The 15,468-nt window shown below is 71.8% G+C and carries 17 protein-coding genes; 11 read left to right on the top strand and 6 right to left on the bottom strand.

Annotated elements, in window-relative coordinates; translation table 11 throughout:
- The first annotated feature begins 49 nt into the window (after positions 1 to 49).
- Together ACYVAQ_RS09245 and meaB are read left to right on the top strand one after the other, a co-directional pair.
- Complete coding sequence (locus ACYVAQ_RS09245) at positions 50 to 1,240, top strand: acetyl-CoA C-acetyltransferase (protein ID WP_460788548.1); 1,191 nt, start codon at positions 50 to 52, stop codon at positions 1,238 to 1,240.
- Positions 1,240 to 2,223 (top strand): methylmalonyl Co-A mutase-associated GTPase MeaB, encoded by a 984-nt coding sequence (gene meaB, locus ACYVAQ_RS09250; protein ID WP_460788550.1) that lies wholly within the window; start codon positions 1,240 to 1,242, stop codon positions 2,221 to 2,223. Before ACYVAQ_RS09245 ends, meaB begins: the two co-directional genes overlap by 1 nt.
- Here meaB and ACYVAQ_RS09255 read toward each other — a convergent pair.
- Positions 2,213 to 3,022, bottom strand: coding sequence for a polysaccharide deacetylase family protein (locus tag ACYVAQ_RS09255; RefSeq protein WP_460788552.1), 810 nt, complete (start codon positions 3,020 to 3,022; stop codon positions 2,213 to 2,215). The two genes, meaB and ACYVAQ_RS09255, sit on opposite strands and share 11 nt — an antisense overlap.
- 119 nt (positions 3,023 to 3,141) lie before the next feature.
- Here ACYVAQ_RS09255 and ACYVAQ_RS09260 point away from each other — a divergent pair, with 119 nt between their 5' ends.
- Genes ACYVAQ_RS09260 through ispG form a run of 3 tightly spaced genes read left to right on the top strand, consistent with a single transcriptional unit; the run spans position 3,142 to position 6,772 of the window.
- Complete coding sequence (locus tag ACYVAQ_RS09260) at positions 3,142 to 4,236, top strand: 1-deoxy-D-xylulose-5-phosphate reductoisomerase (protein ID WP_460788553.1); 1,095 nt, start codon at positions 3,142 to 3,144, stop codon at positions 4,234 to 4,236.
- Positions 4,233 to 5,585, top strand: coding sequence for a M50 family metallopeptidase (locus tag ACYVAQ_RS09265; protein WP_460788555.1), 1,353 nt, complete (start codon positions 4,233 to 4,235; stop codon positions 5,583 to 5,585). The genes ACYVAQ_RS09260 and ACYVAQ_RS09265 overlap by 4 nt, the downstream gene beginning before the upstream one ends.
- A 35-nt stretch (positions 5,586 to 5,620) precedes the next feature.
- The gene (ispG, locus tag ACYVAQ_RS09270) at positions 5,621 to 6,772 is read left to right on the top strand and encodes a flavodoxin-dependent (E)-4-hydroxy-3-methylbut-2-enyl-diphosphate synthase (protein WP_460788557.1); all 1,152 of its coding nucleotides are present in this window, start codon (positions 5,621 to 5,623) and stop codon (positions 6,770 to 6,772) included.
- 33 nt (positions 6,773 to 6,805) lie between these two features.
- Here ispG and ACYVAQ_RS09275 read toward each other — a convergent pair whose 3' ends face one another.
- The gene (locus ACYVAQ_RS09275; protein WP_460788559.1) at positions 6,806 to 7,699 is read right to left on the bottom strand and encodes a glycoside hydrolase family 16 protein; all 894 of its coding nucleotides are present in this window, start codon (positions 7,697 to 7,699) and stop codon (positions 6,806 to 6,808) included.
- 172 nt (positions 7,700 to 7,871) lie between these two features.
- On the opposite strand from ACYVAQ_RS09275, the gene ACYVAQ_RS09280 reads away from it, so the two are divergent.
- On the top strand, positions 7,872 to 8,717 hold the full coding sequence (locus ACYVAQ_RS09280; RefSeq protein ID WP_460788562.1) for a GNAT family N-acetyltransferase: 846 nt from the start codon (positions 7,872 to 7,874) through the stop codon (positions 8,715 to 8,717).
- A gap of 9 nt (positions 8,718 to 8,726) precedes the next feature.
- On the top strand, positions 8,727 to 9,095 hold the full coding sequence (locus ACYVAQ_RS09285; protein ID WP_460788564.1) for a DoxX family protein: 369 nt from the start codon (positions 8,727 to 8,729) through the stop codon (positions 9,093 to 9,095).
- Here the strand turns inward: ACYVAQ_RS09285 and ACYVAQ_RS09290 are convergent.
- Complete coding sequence (locus tag ACYVAQ_RS09290; RefSeq protein ID WP_460788566.1) at positions 9,044 to 9,577, bottom strand: PAS domain S-box protein; 534 nt, start codon at positions 9,575 to 9,577, stop codon at positions 9,044 to 9,046. The two genes, ACYVAQ_RS09285 and ACYVAQ_RS09290, sit on opposite strands and share 52 nt — an antisense overlap.
- A 95-nt stretch (positions 9,578 to 9,672) precedes the next feature.
- Between ACYVAQ_RS09290 and ACYVAQ_RS09295 the strand changes: the two genes are divergently transcribed.
- Positions 9,673 to 11,442: a proline--tRNA ligase gene (locus ACYVAQ_RS09295; RefSeq protein ID WP_460788568.1), complete on the top strand. Its 1,770-nt coding sequence runs from the start codon at positions 9,673 to 9,675 to the stop codon at positions 11,440 to 11,442.
- Positions 11,443 to 11,448: 6 nt separating this feature from the next.
- On the opposite strand, the gene ACYVAQ_RS09300 is transcribed toward ACYVAQ_RS09295, so the two are convergent.
- A complete protein-coding gene (locus ACYVAQ_RS09300; RefSeq protein ID WP_460788569.1) occupies positions 11,449 to 12,048 on the bottom strand; it encodes a TetR/AcrR family transcriptional regulator in 600 nt (199 codons plus the stop codon).
- A 54-nt stretch (positions 12,049 to 12,102) separates the two neighbouring features.
- On the opposite strand from ACYVAQ_RS09300, the gene ACYVAQ_RS09305 reads away from it, so the two are divergent.
- Positions 12,103 to 12,975, top strand: a complete 873-nt coding sequence (locus ACYVAQ_RS09305) for an alpha/beta fold hydrolase (RefSeq protein ID WP_460788571.1) — start codon at positions 12,103 to 12,105, stop codon at positions 12,973 to 12,975.
- 10 nt (positions 12,976 to 12,985) lie between these two features.
- Complete coding sequence (locus tag ACYVAQ_RS09310; RefSeq protein ID WP_460788573.1) at positions 12,986 to 13,702, top strand: HAD family hydrolase; 717 nt, start codon at positions 12,986 to 12,988, stop codon at positions 13,700 to 13,702.
- 299 nt (positions 13,703 to 14,001) lie between these two features.
- On the opposite strand, the gene ACYVAQ_RS09315 is transcribed toward ACYVAQ_RS09310, so the two are convergent.
- Both ACYVAQ_RS09315 and ACYVAQ_RS09320 read right to left on the bottom strand, forming a co-directional pair.
- Positions 14,002 to 14,424: a ferritin-like domain-containing protein gene (locus tag ACYVAQ_RS09315; RefSeq protein WP_460788575.1), complete on the bottom strand. Its 423-nt coding sequence runs from the start codon at positions 14,422 to 14,424 to the stop codon at positions 14,002 to 14,004.
- A complete protein-coding gene (locus tag ACYVAQ_RS09320) occupies positions 14,421 to 14,897 on the bottom strand; it encodes a hypothetical protein (protein ID WP_460788577.1) in 477 nt (158 codons plus the stop codon). Before ACYVAQ_RS09320 ends, ACYVAQ_RS09315 begins: the two co-directional genes overlap by 4 nt.
- Before the next feature lie 85 nt (positions 14,898 to 14,982).
- On the opposite strand from ACYVAQ_RS09320, the gene rimP reads away from it, so the two are divergent.
- Complete coding sequence (gene rimP, locus ACYVAQ_RS09325; protein ID WP_460788580.1) at positions 14,983 to 15,468, top strand: ribosome maturation factor RimP; 486 nt, start codon at positions 14,983 to 14,985, stop codon at positions 15,466 to 15,468.

Consider the following 15,468-nt stretch of genomic DNA (forward strand, 5'->3'; position numbering starts at 1 on the left):
CGCCGAGTAGTGTCATCAAGGTTCACCGGTTCTCTTCAACGGAGGAAGCATGTCCGACAACCCCAGCGTCATCGTCGCCGGCGCTCGTACGCCGATCGGCCGCCTGCTCGGCGGGCTCGCATCGCTGTCCGCAGCCGACCTCGGCGCGGTCGCGATCAAGGGTGCCCTCGAGAAGGCCGGTGTCGCGGCCGACAAGGTCGACTACGTCATCATGGGTCAGGTGATCCAGGCCGGTGCCGGCCAGAACCCCGCGCGCATGGCGGCCACCGACGCCGGCATCCCGATGGCGGTGCCGACGATCACCATCAACAAGGTCTGCCTGTCCGGTCTCAACGCGATCGCGCTGGCCGACCAGCTCGTCCGCGCCGGTGAGGTCGAGATCGTCGTGGCCGGTGGCATGGAGTCGATGACCAACGCTCCGCACCTGCTGCCGAAGTCCCGCGAGGGCTTCAAGTACGGCGACACCACCCTGGTGGACTCGATGGCGTACGACGCCCTGTACGACCAGTTCACCAAGCAGGCCATGATCAACCTGACCGACGGCTGCAACGCCGCCACGGACCAGTTCTCCCGCGAGGAGCAGGACGCGTTCGCGGCCCAGTCGCACCAGCGCGCCGCCGAGGCCCAGAAGAACGGCCTCTTCGACGACGAGATCGTCCCCGTGACGATCTCCAGCCGCCGCGGCGACGTCGTGGTCAGCCAGGACGAGGGCGTCCGTGGCGACACCACCGTCGAGTCGCTGTCGGGCCTCCGCCCGGTCGCCAAGGACGGGACCATCACCGCCGGCTCCGCCTCGCAGATCTCCGACGGTGCGGCCGCGGTCGTCGTCATGAGCAAGGCCAAGGCCGAGGAACTCGGCCTGGAGTGGCTCGCCGAGATCGGCGCGCACGGCATGGTGGCTGGTCCGGACTCCAGCCTGCAGCTGCAGCCCGCGAACGCGACCGCGAAGGCCCTCGAGAAGGAGGGCATCACCGCCGCCGACCTCGACCTGGTCGAGTTCAACGAGGCGTTCGCGGCCGTCGGCATCGCTTCGGCCCGTGCCCTCGGCATCGACGACGAGAAGGTCAACGTCAACGGCGGCGCGATCGCGCTCGGCCACCCGGTCGGCATGTCCGGCGCCCGCGTGGTGCTGCACCTCGCCAACGAGCTCAAGCGCCGCGGTGGCGGCACCGGTGCCGCTGCCCTCTGTGGTGGCGGCGGCCAGGGCGACGCGCTGATCGTGCGCGTGCCGAAGGCCTGATGACCGAAAGCAGCAACGGGGGCGGCCGCCGCGGGATCACCGCGGCGGCCGTTCCTGGCTTGGTGGAGAAGGCACGCGCCGGCGACCAGCGCTCGGTGGGCCGCCTCGTCTCGCTCGTCGAGGACGAGTCGCCGGTCCTGCCCGACCTGATGCGGGCCCTGGCGCCGTACGCCGGACAGGCGCACGTCGTCGGTCTCACCGGTGCTCCCGGCGTCGGGAAGTCGACGTCCACGAGCGCGCTGGTGGGGGAGCTGCGCAAGCGCGACCTGCGGGTCGCGGTGCTCGCCGTCGACCCGTCCTCGCCGTTCTCGGGCGGCGCGCTGCTCGGCGACCGGATCCGGATGGGCGACCACGTCCTCGACCCCGGGGTGTTCATCCGCAGCATGGCGGCCCGCGGTCACCTCGGTGGCCTGGCCTGGGCGGCTCCGCAGGCGATGCGTGTCCTCGACGCGTGCGGCTTCGACGTGGTGCTCGTGGAGACGGTGGGCGTCGGTCAGAGCGAGGTCGAGATCGCCGGTCTGGCGGACACGACGATCGTGCTGCTCGCGCCGGGCATGGGCGACGGCATCCAGGCCGCGAAGGCCGGCATCCTCGAGATCGGCGACCTGTACGTCGTCAACAAGGCCGACCGCGACGGAGCCCAGAAGGTACGCCGGGACCTCCGCTCCATGCTCGGCCTGGCCGAGCGGCGCGACGGTGCGTGGAAGCCGCCGGTGCTGATGACGACCGCCGCCACGGGCACGGGTGTGGACGAGGTCGCGGACGCGCTGGCCGAGCACCGCGCGTGGCTCGGGGGGTCGGGCGAGGGTGCGCGTCGGCGTACCCGTCGGGCACGCGAGGAGATCGAGGCGCTCGCGCTGACGGCGATGCGCCGGCGCTGGGCCGACGTCGGCCGTTCCGACCGGCTGGCCGGGCTGGCCGAGGCCGTCGTCGCGGGCGAGCTCGACCCGCACACGGCGGCGGACCGCCTGCTCAGCGACTGAAGGGGCGGTAGCCGACCGGCCATCTCGGGTGGCCGTTCCGGTCGAGCTCCACGAAGCAGTAGCCGCGCCGCCGCGCGGCGCGCACCACGATCGGCACGGCCCGGACCGAGATCGGGGACCGGTCGACGCCGTCGTGCTGCAGCACGACGTTGTCCGGTCCGGGGCGCAGCGCGGACAGGATGCGGTGGGCGATCTGCCGCGTGCTCCCGCTCTGCCAGTCGAGGGAGTCGATCGTCCAGAGCACCGGGACCAGCCCGAGGCTGCGGATCACCTGTCGTGCCGTGCCGTCCAGCGATCCGTACGGCGGACGCATCAGCCGACCGGTGCCCACGCCCGCCCGACGCAACGCACGCTCCGTGCGGACCAGCGCGACCCGGGCGTCTGCGGCCGACTGCAGCGCGAGGTCACGGTGTGCCCACGTGTGGTTCCCGATGGCGAAGCCCGCGTCGGTGACCGCGCGCACCGTCCGCTCCGCGGCCGCCACCCGGTAGCCGACCATGAAGAACGTGGCCCGCACCCCGAGGTGCTGCAGGATCCGGACCAGGTGCTCGGTCGTGCCCGGCGCAGGGCCGTCGTCGAAAGTGAGTGCCACCAAGCCGCGGCAGTGGGCGCCGCCGCTCGGCTGGCGGCTCGACGCCGTGCCGGCCGGCTCGTTCGAGGCCCCGACGTCGGCCGCGACCGCGCGTGCCGTCACCGGTCCCTTCGCCGAGCCGCTCGCCTCGCCGAAGAAGGTCGCCACGAGCAGGACCAGGGCGATGGCCGACGCGAGCAGCGCGTGGCCGCGAAGGCGGGCGATCACGGGTCAAGGATCCAGCAGAACCCCCGTGGATCCTGGCAATCCGACGCGTTGGGGCCCGTGTCGTCGACAACATCCGGGAGGCCGGTGCCGCGGCCGTCGGGAGTTGAGAGGATGGCCGGGTGAAGGACGTCGTCATCCTCGGTTCCACCGGCTCGATCGGCACCCAGGCGCTGGAGCTGGTGCGTGCCAACCCGGACCGGTTCCGGGTGGTCGGCCTGACCGCGGGCGGCAGCAACCCCGAGCTGTTCGCGCAGCAGGTGGACGAGTTCGCGCCGGCGTGCTCGGGCCTGGGGGAGGAGGCGAGCGTCGAGGCCGCCGGGCACCCCTGCGACGTCGTCCTCAACGGCATCACGGGTGCGGTCGGGCTGCGGCCGACGCTGGCCGCGCTCGACGCCGGGACCAGCCTCGCCCTGGCCAACAAGGAGTCGCTCATCATGGGCGGTCCGCTCGTCCTCGAGCGCGCGAAGCCGGGCCAGATCGTGCCCGTCGACTCCGAGCACAGCGCCATCGCCCAGTGCCTGCGGGCCGGCGACGCCCGGGAGGTACGCCGGCTGGTGCTCACCGCGAGCGGTGGCCCGTTCCGCGGCCGCACCCGTGCCGAGCTCGCCGACGTCACCCCGGAGCAGGCCGGCAACCACCCCACCTGGGACATGGGTCCGGTCATCACCATCAACTCCGCGACCCTGGTCAACAAGGGGCTCGAGGTGATCGAGGCGCACCTGCTCTTCGGGGTGCCCTTCGACCGGATCGAGGTCGTGGTCCACCCCACGAGCGTGGTCCACTCGATGGTCGAGTACGTCGACGGCTCGACCATCCTCCAGGCCAGCCCGCCGACGATGCTGATCCCCATCGCCCTCGGCCTCACCTGGCCCGACCGCGTCCCGGACGCCGCGCCGGCCGTGGACTGGAGCCGGCCGGAGGCCTGGGAGTTCCTCCCGCTCGACGACGAGGCGTTTCCGGCGGTCGCGCTCGCCCGCGAGGCCGGCACGGCCGGCGGCACCGCACCCGCGGTCTACAACGCCGCCAACGAGGTCTGCGTCGAGGCGTTCCGCACCGGTCGCCTCGGCTTCACCGGGATCGTCGACACGATCGCAGACGTGGTGCACACCCACGACGTACGCTCGGAGGGGCTGACCGTCGACGACATCGTGGCGGCCGACGCCTGGGCGCGCGCGACCGCCGCCGCCCTGATCCAGGACCGAGGTGACCGATGACCGCGCTGCTCTACACGCTCGGGGTCCTCGCGTTCGCGCTCGCGATCCTCGCCTCGATCGGCCTGCACGAGCTCGGCCACATGATCCCGGCGAAGAGGTTCGGCGGGAAGGTGACGCAGTACTTCATCGGCTTCGGTCCGACCGTCTGGAGCAAGCAGGTCGGGGAGACCGAGTACGGCGTCAAGGCGATCCCGCTCGGCGGCTACGTCAAGATCGTCGGGATGCTGCCGCCGGCGGCGGTCGACGCCGCCGACGAGGTCGAGGTGGACGCCGACGGCAACACCGTCGTGAGGGTCCGCAAGTCCAACACCGGCATGTTCACCCAGCTCATCTCCGACGCCCGTGCGGCGGAGTGGGAGACGATCCGGCCCGAGGACGGCGACCGGCTGTTCTACAAGATGCCGTCCTGGAAGAAGATCGTCGTGATGGCCGGGGGGCCCACGGTGAACCTGCTCATCGCCTTCGGCATCTTCGCGGCCGTCTTCGCGACGTACGGCAACACCAACGACATCCACCTCGGCACGACCGTCTCCGAGGTGCAGGGCTGCATCGTCCCCGTCGAGCAGGACGGCCGGGTGTGCAAGCCTGCCGACCCGAAGAGCCCCGCCGCGAAGGCGGGCATCCACGTCGGCGATCGGATCGTCGCCTTCAACGGCACTCGGATCGACAGCTGGACCCAGGTGCAGCAGCTGATCCGAGCGAACGGCGACGGCACCGCCCGGATCACCGTGGTCCGCGACGGGCGCGAGATGACCCTGCGCCCGACGAAGACGACCGTGACGCCCCGGTTCCTCACCGACGACGCGACGACCACGACCAAGGTCGGCTTCCTGGGCGTCTCGCCGACGCAGACGCCGGTCACCGGCGGCCCGCTCTACACGCTGCAGCAGATGGGCGCCATGACCAAGCACGTGGTGTCGTCGCTGGCCACGCTGCCGGTCAAGGTCTGGGGCGTCGCCCGCGCCATCGTGGGACTGCAGCAGCGCGACCCGAACGGCCCGGTCAGCATCGTCGGCGGCGGCCGGTTCGCGGGCGAGATCGGCGCCAGCAGGAGCATCGATGTGCAGGAGAAGGCCGTCTTCCTGCTGATGCTCATCGCCGGCTTCAACTTCTTCATCGGCATGTTCAACTTCGTGCCGCTGCTCCCGCTCGACGGCGGCCACATCGCGAGCGCCCTGTGGGAAGCCGTGCGCCGCGGCGTCGCGCGGCTCCGTCGCCGTCCTGACCCCGGCTACGTCGACGCGGCCAAGCTGCTCCCGGTCGCGTACGTCGTGGCCTCGGCGCTGCTCGTCATGGGCGTCGTGCTGATCGTCGCGGACTTCGTCGTACCGGTCCACATCGCCTCCTGACCCGTCCTCGCACCGCGGAAAGTAGGCTGGACACCATGACTGCCATCGGCCTCGGCATGCCCTCCGCCCCGCCTCCGGTGCTCGCCCCGCGACGCCCGACGCGGCAGATCCAGGTCGGCAAGGTCGGGGTGGGGAGCGACCACCCGATCTCGGTGCAGTCGATGACCACGACGCTCACCAGCGACGTCAACACCACCCTCCAGCAGATCGCCGAGCTCACCGCCGCCGGCTGCGACATCGTCCGTGTCGCGTGCCCGAGCCAGGACGACGCCGACGCGCTCCCCGAGATCGCGCGGCACTCCCAGATCCCTGTCATCGCCGACATCCACTTCCAGCCCAAGTACGTCTTCGCGGCGATCGAGGCCGGCTGCGCCGCGGTCCGCGTCAACCCGGGCAACATCAAGAAGTTCGACGACCAGGTCAAGGAGATCGCCGCCGCGGCCAAGGACCACGGCACGAGCATCCGGATCGGCGTCAACGCAGGCTCGCTCGACAAGCGGTTGCTGGAGAAGTACGGCAAGGCCACGCCCGAGGCGCTCGTCGAGAGCGCGATCTGGGAGGCGAGCCTGTTCGAGGAGCACGGCTTCCGCGACTTCAAGATCTCGGTCAAGCACAACGACCCGGTCGTCATGGTGCGTGCCTACGAGCTGCTCGCCGAACAGGGCGACTGGCCGCTGCACCTCGGCGTCACCGAGGCGGGCCCGGCGTTCCAGGGCACGATCAAGTCGGCCACCGCGTTCGGCGCGCTGCTCAGCAAGGGCATCGGAGACACGATCCGGGTCTCTCTCTCCGCCCCGCCGGTGGAGGAGGTCAAGGTCGGCATCCAGATCCTGCAGAGCCTCAACCTGCGTCCCCGCAAGCTCGAGATCGTCTCGTGCCCGTCCTGCGGCCGGGCCCAGGTCGACGTCTACAAGCTCGCCGAGCAGGTGACCGCGGGCCTCGAGGGCATGGAGGTCCCGCTGCGCGTCGCCGTCATGGGCTGCGTCGTCAACGGCCCGGGCGAGGCGCGCGAGGCGGATCTCGGCGTCGCGTCCGGCAACGGCAAGGGCCAGATCTTCGTCAAGGGCGAGGTCATCAAGACCGTCCCCGAGTCCGAGATCGTCGAGACCCTGATCGAGGAGGCGATGAAGATCGCCGAGGGCATGGAGCCCGTCGAGGGCGCCGCCGCCGAGGTCAGCGTCTCCTGACCGTCCCGGGGGCCGGCGCCGACGACCGGTGGGCTACTTCCAGGCCTTCACGTAGTCGACCTCGTAGGTGGCCGGCAGCGAGGTCTGGCTGTTCACGGGGTTGTCGCTGGAGTCGTCGACCGCCATGTTCATGATGAGGTTGAACGGCTGGTCGAACGGCTGCGGAGCGACGAGCGGCGAGCTCGGCGACCAGCCCTCGCTGAAGCAGACGGTGCCGTCGATGGCGAACGTCATCTGCGTGCGCTCCCACACCAGCGTGTAGTCGTGCCACACCGTCGGGTCGCTGACGGTGCACCCCCAGCCGGAGTCGCCGAAGAGGCTGCTGCCGCTGTAGTGCAGCGTCGGCAGCACCGTGTTCGGCACGCTGGACCACCACTCGGCGACGTCGATCTCGCCGGAGGCGGGCCACGCGCCGTAGGTCATCTTCGCGGGGTAGAGCCAGTAGCCGCCATGGAGCCCGGAGCCGCTGCGGGGGTAGCGGGCGCGGACGTCGAAGCGTCCGTACGCCTGCGCCCACTTGCCGACGGTGCCGACGTGCGCTCCGGTGTAGCGGGTGGTGAAGGAGCCGTACGGCGACGAGCAGGTGATGTCGTGGCCGAGGTCGCGCGCGGTGAGCCGCAGCTCGCCGCCCGACTCCACGACGTTGTCCGCCGTGAAGCAGGTCTTGCCCATCACGAAGCCGGAGGTGGACGTCTGGCCGACGCTCCACTTCGTGCTGTCCAGCCGGGAGTCGGAGAAGGTGTCGGAGAAGGTGCAGGTCCAGGGCGTCCCGTCGGCCTTGAGCACGGTGGCGCCGCAGGGGTCGGCGGACGGACGGGCCCAGGCCGCCGAGCCGCCGGGCGCGGCGATCAGGGCGGCTCCGCCGAGTGCGATGGCGGCCAGGGCGGAGCCGCGGCGGCGGCGTCCGGCGGATCCGAGCGTGAACATCGTGCGGACTCCTCGATAGGGAGGGGCCGGTCCCGACGCTGCCCCCAGTGGTTCGGCTGCACCACTGTGCAGGTTGCCCGGGATCCGACGGATCGGGACTTCGGGCCGCAGCCTATAGTCAATTGGGACTAGGTGAACAGGGGCGAGCATCGGAACGAGTAGCCTCGGCCGCGTGCTGACCACCCGCCGAGGCGTTCGCGTCCTCAGCAGCGCCGACCTCGGCGCGTTCCTGAGCCTGGCGGCCCAGGACCCGGTGGTGAACGTGTTCGTGATCCACCGCGCCGAGACGACGAACCTCGAGCCGCGCTGGCTCGGTGGCGAGATGTGGGGCAAGTTCGAGGGCGGCGAGCTGGTCGCGGCGTGCCACGTCGCCGCGAACCTGGTGCCGGTCGAGGCCGACCCCGACGACGCCGTCGACTTCGCCGACGCGGCACTGGCCCGCCGGCGTACCGCCTCGACGATCGTGGGACCCCAGGACGCCGTCCGCCCCTTCTGGGAGCGGGTGGCCCCGGACTGGGGCCGGCCCCGTGACGTGCGCTGGGACCAGCGCCACCTCGCGATCTCGGCGGCACCGCTCGTCGAGCCGGACCCGTTCGTGCGGCCCAGCGTCCGTGCCGACCTCGGCGTGCTCTACCCGGCCTGCGTGGCGATGTACACCGAGGAGGTCGGCATCTCGCCGGAGGTGGGCGGAGGCTCCGACCTGTACCGGGCGCGCGTCCTGCAGCTGGTCAACCGCAGCTGGTCCTTCGCCCGGTACGACGACGGCCAGCTCGTCTTCAAGGCGGAGGTCGCCTGCGCGACCCGCGACGCCGCCCAGATCCAGGGGGTGTGGGTGCCGCCGCACCTGCGGGGACAGGGCCTGGCGACGGCCGGCATGGCCGCGGTCGTGGAGCAGGTGCGGGCCACGATCGCCCCCAACGTCTCGCTCTACGTCAACGACTGGAACGAGGCGGCGCGTGCCGTCTACGAGCGGGTCGGGTTCGTCGAGACCGACCGCTTCGCCACCATCATGTTCTGAGGAGCCCGCATGTCTCTCCGCCCCGACGCCAAGGTCGTCATCGGCGCCTTCCTCGCCAGCGGCACGGTCCACCTCGTCAAGCCGGAGGTCTTCGAGCCGCTGATGCCGTCGTGGGTGCCCGCGCACCGTGAGGTCATCGTGTGGTCCGGCGTCGCCGAGCTGGTCTGCGCGGTCGGGATGATGGTTCCCCGCACTCGGCGCCCCGCCGCGCTGGCCAGTGCTGCGCTGCTCGTCGGGGTCTTCCCGGGCAACGTGCACATGGCGACCGAGGCCCTGAAGGGCCGCAACCGGGGGCTGCAGGCAGCGTCCGTGGCGCGGCTCCCGCTTCAGCTGCCGCTGGTCCGGGCCGCGTGGCGGGCCCGCTTGGCGACGTACTGACCCGCGTCGGCGGCGGCCAGGAGCCGCTCCACGGTGGCGATCCCGCCGTCCGCGACCGACGTACCGATGCTGACGGAGATCGCTCGATCGGCTCCGGACGGGCCGACCCGCACGCCCGCGATCGCCTCGTCGAACGCTGCCAGGCAGGCGTCCAGGTCTCGTACATCCCCGTGGCCGAGGACCGCGTCGGCCTCCGCGATCATCCGTACGCCGGCAGGGTCGACCAGCCCGAGCTCCACCGAGCTGCGGCCGAGCAGCTCGGCACGCGTGTAGCCGGTCAGTCGGCAGAACGAGTCGCTCACCTCGAGGTAGGCACCGGTCACCCGTTCGCAGAGCACGACGGCGTCGAACGACGTCCGCAGGATCGTGTCGAACAGGTCGCGCATGAGGGCCGGGCCGACCTCGGCGGGTACGTCGGCGTACTCCCCGGCTCCCGCCCGGACCCGCGCCGCACGCTCCTGCCACGGCATCGCCTCACCCACCGCGACTCCCTCCTGCCACACCCTGTGCATCGGCACCGTCGCCCCAACCCGAACTGGTTGGAGGCGACGGACCTCAGCGCCGTAACCTTCTCCCCATGCTGGCCCGGATGTCGACCCTGTTCCTCCGCACCCTCCGTGAGGACCCCTCCGACGCCGAGGTCGCGAGCCACCGGCTCCTGGTCCGCGCCGGCTACATCCGCCGCGCTGCGCCGGGCATCTACACCTGGCTGCCGCTGGGCCTGCGGGTCCTCGGCAAGGTCGAGGGCATCATCCGCGAGGAGATGGCCGCGATCGGCTCGCAGGAGGTGCACTTCCCGGCGCTGCTGCCGCGCGAGCCCTACGAGGCCACCAACCGCTGGACCGAGTACGGCGACGGCATCTTCCGGCTCAAGGACCGCAAGGAGGCCGACTACCTCCTGGGCCCCACGCACGAGGAGATGTTCACGCTCCTGGTGAAGGACATGTACGGCTCCTACAAGGACCTGCCGGTGAGCCTCTACCAGATCCAGAACAAGTACCGCGACGAGGCGCGGCCGCGCGCGGGCCTGCTGCGGGGCCGTGAGTTCGTCATGAAGGACAGCTACTCCTTCGACGTCGACGACGCCGGGCTGCAGGCCGCCTACGATGCCCACCGGGCGGCGTACGTGAAGATCTTCGACCGCTTCGGCTTCGAGTACGTCATCGTGCGGGCCACGTCCGGTGCGATGGGTGGCTCGGCCTCCGAGGAGTTCCTGGCCAAGGCCGAGGTCGGCGAGGACACCTACGTGCGCTGCACGCACTGCGACTACGCGGCCAACGTCGAGGCGGTCGAGGTGCGGGCGCCCCAGCCGCAGGCGTACGACGACGTGCCCGCCGCCCACGCCGAGGCAACGCCGGGCACGCCCACCATCGCGTCCCTGGTCGACCACCTCAACGCGGCCTTCCCGCGCGAGGACCGGGCCTGGGAGGCCCGCGACACCCTGAAGAACGTGCTGCTCGTCCTGACCCACCCCGACGGCACCCGCGAGCCCCTCGCGGTCGGGGTGCCGGGTGACCGCGAGATCGACGTCAAGCGTCTCGAGGGGCAGCTGGAGCCGATCACCGTCGAGCCGATGGACGAGGCCGAGCTGCGCAAGCACCCCGCGCTCGTCAAGGGCTACATCGGTCCCGGCGTGCTGGGCGAGGAGGGCAAGACGGGCATCCGCTTCCTCGTCGACCCGCGCATCGTCGAGGGCACCCGTTGGGTCACTGGCGCGGACGTCGACGGCTCGCACACCATCGACATGGTCGTCGGTCGTGACTTCACGCCCGACGGCACGATCGAGGCCGCCGAGGTGCGCGACGGCGACAGCTGCCCGCGCTGCGAGGACGGCACGCTCGAGACCGCGCGTGGCATCGAGATGGGCCACGTCTTCCAGCTCGGCCGCAAGTACGCCGAGGCGCTGGACCTCAAGGTCCTCGACGAGAACGGCAAGCTGGTCACCGTCACGATGGGCTCCTACGGCATCGGCGTCACCCGCGCCGTGGCCGCCATCGCCGAGGACACCCTCGACGACATCGGCCTGTGCTGGCCCCGCAACATCGCGCCGTACGACGTGCACGTGGTCGCCGCCGGCAAGGAGGAGGCCGTCTTCGCGGCCGCCGACCAGCTGGTCGCCGAGCTCGACGCGGCCGGCATCGACGTCCTGTACGACGACCGCGCCGGCAAGATCAGCCCCGGGGTGAAGTTCAAGGACGCCGAGCTGATCGGCGTGCCGACCATCGTCACGGTCGGGCGCGGCGTGGCCGACGGGGTCATCGAGGTCAAGGACCGCCGTACCGGCGAGCGCACCGAGATCGGGCTGTCCGACGCCGCGGCCGAGATCGGCGCGCTCGTCCGCGGCTGACCGCGCTCAGACCAGCAGACCGGTGAGGACCGCCAGGAGCGCGTCGCGCACCTCGGCGGTCGCCCGCGTGCGGTCCTCGGCCTGCGCGCAGTACAGCGCCGCCTCGTCGAGCGCGCCGACGAGGACGTGGGCGAGGGGGCGGACCGGCCGGTCGGCCACCAGGCCCGCGTCGATGAGCGAGCGCAGCGCGGACTCGACGAGCCCGACGCCGTACCGGAGCCCGACCTCGCGCCAGCGCTCCCAGCCGAGCACGGCGGGTGCCTCGATCAGCGCGATCCGGTGGAAGTCCGGCTCGGCGCAGGTGGCGAGCCAGGCGTCGATGTTGGCACCGAGCATCGACTCCACGTCGGTGGGTGCGGCGGCCTCGATGAACGCGTCGATCCGCTCGGCGATCTCGGACTCGACCTGCTCGAAGACCGCCGCGAACAGCTCCTCCTTGCCGTCGAACTGGTGGTAGAGCGCGCCTCGGGTCACGCCGGCCGCCTTGGCGATCTGGTCGGTCGACAGGGCGGCGTACCCGTGCTCGGCGGCGAGGGAGCGCGCAGCGGTGACGAGGGCGGCGCGCGTGGTCGCCGAACGCTCGGCCTGGGTCCTCTTGATTTCCATACAACCTGTCCGTAAGTTACGTACAACTTGTTCGTAACTTTAGTGGAGGCAATGATGGAAGCACGACCGACGCGCCGCAGCATCGACCTTCCCGCGGGGACGGTCCACTACCGCGAGCTCGGGCCCGTCGACGGTCCGGCCGTCGTGCTCGTCCACGGCTTCCTGGTCGATGACACGCTCTGGTCCGACGTCCCCGAACGCCTCGCGGACCAGGGATTCCGAGCCTTCGCGCCGACCTGGCCGCTCGGGTCCCACACGACGGCGATGCGTCCCGGTGCCGAGCTCTCGCCGCGCGGCGTCGCCCGGGTGGTGCTGTCGTTCCTCGAGGCTCTCGACCTCCACGACGTCACGCTGGTCGGCAACGACACCGGGGGAGCGGTGTGCCAGTTCCTGCTCGACGAGGACGCGTCGCGCATCGGTCGGCTCGTGCTCACCAACTGCGACGCCTACGACCAGTTCCCGCCGGCGCCCTTCGGCGCGCTGTTCCGGGTCGCACGGCGCCCCGTGATCGCCCGGCCGCTCATGGAGACCATGCGCGTCGCCGGCCTGCGCACCGGGCTGCCCGGCTTCGGAGGGCTCGTGGAGCGCCGGCTCACCGCCGAGGAGACGTGGCGCTGGGTGGCGCCGTACCTGACCGACGCGGAGGTACGCCGGGACGTCGCCACCTTCGCGCGCGGTTGGGACCGCGCCGACCTCGTGGACGTCGCCACGCGGCTGCCGCGCTTCGACCGTCCCGTGCTGTTGTGCTGGGCGCCGGCGGACCGCTTCTTCCGGATCGAGCTGGCGCGCCGTCTCGCCGCGGACTTCCCGGACGCGCGGCTGGTCGAGGTCCCCGATGCCAAGACGTTCGTCGCTCTCGACCAGCCGGGTCGGTTGGCCGCGGAGATCACATCCTTCGCGCGTGCGGGTGTCGGGAGTGGGCAATAGGGTTCGGCGCATGGCGGAGCGGGCGGGCGTGCAGGCGGTCATCTTCGACTGGGGCGGCACTCTCACCCGTTGGCACGATGTGGACTTCCACGCCGAGTCGCTCGCCCTCGCCGCGGCCGTCGCGGCCGAGCACGGTGGCGACCCCGCGACCCATGCCCGTGCCCTGCACCAGGCGGGCAGCGTGGTCTGGGGTCGGAGCCGCGACCACCAGCAGAGCGCCACGATCGGTGACCTGTTCACCGAGGCCGGCCTGCCGCACGACCCCGACCTCCTCGGCGCCTACTACGACTTCTGGGTCCCCCACACCGAGACCGATCCCGAGGTCCGCCCGATGTGGGAGGCCCTGCGCGCCGCGGGGATCAGGGTCGGGGTGCTGTCCAACACGATCTGGCCGCGCTCGTGGCACGAGGGCTTCTTCGACCGCGACGGCGTGGCCGACCTGATCGACGGCGACGTGTACACCAGCGAGATCGCGTGGACGAAGCCGTCGCCGCTCGCCTTCCGGGCGGCCATGGACGCCGTCGGGGTGAGCGACCCCGCCGCCTGCGTCTACGTCGGCGACCGGTTGTACGACGACGTCTGGGGTGCCCAGCAGGCCGGCATGCGGGCCATCCACATCCCGCACAGCACGATCCCTGCCGAGCAGGTGGGCCCCAGCGAGGGGACGCCGGACGCGGTCGCGCACAGCCTGGCCGAGATCCCGGGCCTCATCGCGCCCTGGCGCTGACCCGCAGGCCTGCCGCCATGTCGAGGCGGGACCTACGTGACGGCTGCGCGCGCGCTCGCGCCCAACAAAAGCCGCCGCGGCCCCGAACTCCGAGGAACTCCCGAGACGTCCCCCGAAGCACGAGGCCGCGGACTCCAGCGACCCTGTGGGGAGGTCGCCAGCGAGGGGAGAGGTGGGGCTCACCCGTCGCTTATGCAAGATCATGCAACGTCGCGCGTCCGGACGTGGTCACTATCGATCCTCATATATCTGCAGTGCACGAACCTGCAACGCGGCGTCGCGGGTTCCTGTCGCGCGCGTCAGAGCCCCGGGAGGACCTCCGGGGCACCGCCGAACCCGATCTCCCGGGTCGCGGCGTCGAGCAGGGCCGTGGTCTGCCAGGCCCGGTTCGGGCCGGACGTGTTGGCGATCGCATAGGCGTACGCCGCCGCGCAGCCGCGCTCGATCCGCAGCGCCGCCGCCTCGACCCGCGCGGGCGTCGAGAGGTCGGCCGGGACCTGGTAGGCGACCTCGGCCGCCACGGGATCGGCTCCGAGCGCGGTCAGGGTCGCGATCAGCTCGTCGCGGCGCTGCCGGTGGACGACGAACGCGGACGTCAGCCGCGCGTACAACGTCGGCTGCTGGGACTGGGAGGTCTGCGCGCCGAGAACACCCAGGACGTAGACGGCGGCGTGCTCGCCGGCGAGCACGTCCTGCAGGGCGGCGATCTCGGGGCTGCTCACGCGTTCACCAGCCGCTGGTCGATCGCGGCGGCCATCGAGGCGAGGACCTGCGCGAGCGCGCCGCTCTCGGCACGTCCGGCCGCACCGACCAGTGCCTGCCGCAGGACCCCCTCGGCAGCGGCGAGGGCCGCCGGCGTACGGGCCGACGACGGAGCGGCGTGGGCGGCGGTCGCGCCCAGCTTGCGCAGGTGCTGCTGGTGCAGGGAGGCAAGGTCGAGCGCCCACGAGCGCCTGCCCGGGGACCGCTTCGCCACGGCCGTCGCCGCGACCCGGAGGCCGGCGATGTGCTGCGCGAGGACGTCGACCAGCCCGGCGTCGGCGGCGGCCGCACCGGCCGTCGGGCGTACGCCGGTCGAGCGGCCCTGTGTGGTGTCGGTCGCATCGCAGGCGCTGATCAACGGCACCGCGAGCGCTGCGCAGGCGAGGGACCGCAACGCCGCGCGCCGATGGGTCTGCAGCGGGGCCTTGGTCACCGGGCGAGGATAGTCGGACCTGCTGTGCGTCGGCGCTAGGGTGGTGCCACAACCAGCCACACAACAGGACACAGGGAGACTCCCGATGGGATCGAGCAAGCAGTCGAGCGATGCCATGAAGGTCGAGTCCCTCGTGTCCGGCCCGCTGGGCGAGCTCGGGCTGGACGTCGAGGCCGTCGAGCTGACGCCGGCCGGGAAGCGCCGGGTGCTCCGGATCGCCGTCGACAAGGACGGCGGCGTCGACCTCGACGACGTCGCCGCTGCGACCCGCGCGCTGAACGCCGTCCTCGACGAGTCCGACGTGATGGGCGAGCTGCCGTACACGCTCGAGGTCACCTCGCGCGGCGTCGACCGCCCGCTGACCCTGCCGCGGCACTGGCGCCGCAACCTGGACCGCCTCGTGAAGGTCACGCTCACCGACGGTGAGAGCGTGACCGGCCGTGCGACGTCGTACGACGACGACGCCGACGGGGCAGCGACCCTCACCGTCGACGGTGCCGAGCGGGTGATCGCCTACGGCGACATCGCCAAGGCGCTCGTCCAGATCGAGTTCAACCGCAAGGAGAAGTGA

The organism is Nocardioides maradonensis, from assembly GCF_054777115.1.

What these genes read in the sequence shown, in the direction of transcription:
- ACYVAQ_RS09245 (WP_460788548.1), top strand. Translation starts at nt 50, where the DNA reads ATGTCCGACAACCCCAGCGTCATCGTCGCCGGCGCTCGTACGCCGATC.
- meaB (WP_460788550.1), top strand. Translation starts at nt 1,240, where the DNA reads ATGACCGAAAGCAGCAACGGGGGCGGCCGCCGCGGGATCACCGCGGCG.
- ACYVAQ_RS09265 (WP_460788555.1), top strand. Translation starts at nt 4,233, where the DNA reads ATGACCGCGCTGCTCTACACGCTCGGGGTCCTCGCGTTCGCGCTCGCG.
- ispG (WP_460788557.1), top strand. Translation starts at nt 5,621, where the DNA reads ATGACTGCCATCGGCCTCGGCATGCCCTCCGCCCCGCCTCCGGTGCTC.
- ACYVAQ_RS09275 (WP_460788559.1), bottom strand. Translation starts at nt 7,699, where the DNA reads ATGTTCACGCTCGGATCCGCCGGACGCCGCCGCCGCGGCTCCGCCCTG.
- ACYVAQ_RS09285 (WP_460788564.1), top strand. Translation starts at nt 8,727, where the DNA reads ATGTCTCTCCGCCCCGACGCCAAGGTCGTCATCGGCGCCTTCCTCGCC.
- ACYVAQ_RS09295 (WP_460788568.1), top strand. Translation starts at nt 9,673, where the DNA reads ATGCTGGCCCGGATGTCGACCCTGTTCCTCCGCACCCTCCGTGAGGAC.
- ACYVAQ_RS09300 (WP_460788569.1), bottom strand. Translation starts at nt 12,048, where the DNA reads ATGGAAATCAAGAGGACCCAGGCCGAGCGTTCGGCGACCACGCGCGCC.
- ACYVAQ_RS09305 (WP_460788571.1), top strand. Translation starts at nt 12,103, where the DNA reads ATGGAAGCACGACCGACGCGCCGCAGCATCGACCTTCCCGCGGGGACG.
- ACYVAQ_RS09310 (WP_460788573.1), top strand. Translation starts at nt 12,986, where the DNA reads ATGGCGGAGCGGGCGGGCGTGCAGGCGGTCATCTTCGACTGGGGCGGC.
- rimP (WP_460788580.1), top strand. Translation starts at nt 14,983, where the DNA reads ATGGGATCGAGCAAGCAGTCGAGCGATGCCATGAAGGTCGAGTCCCTC.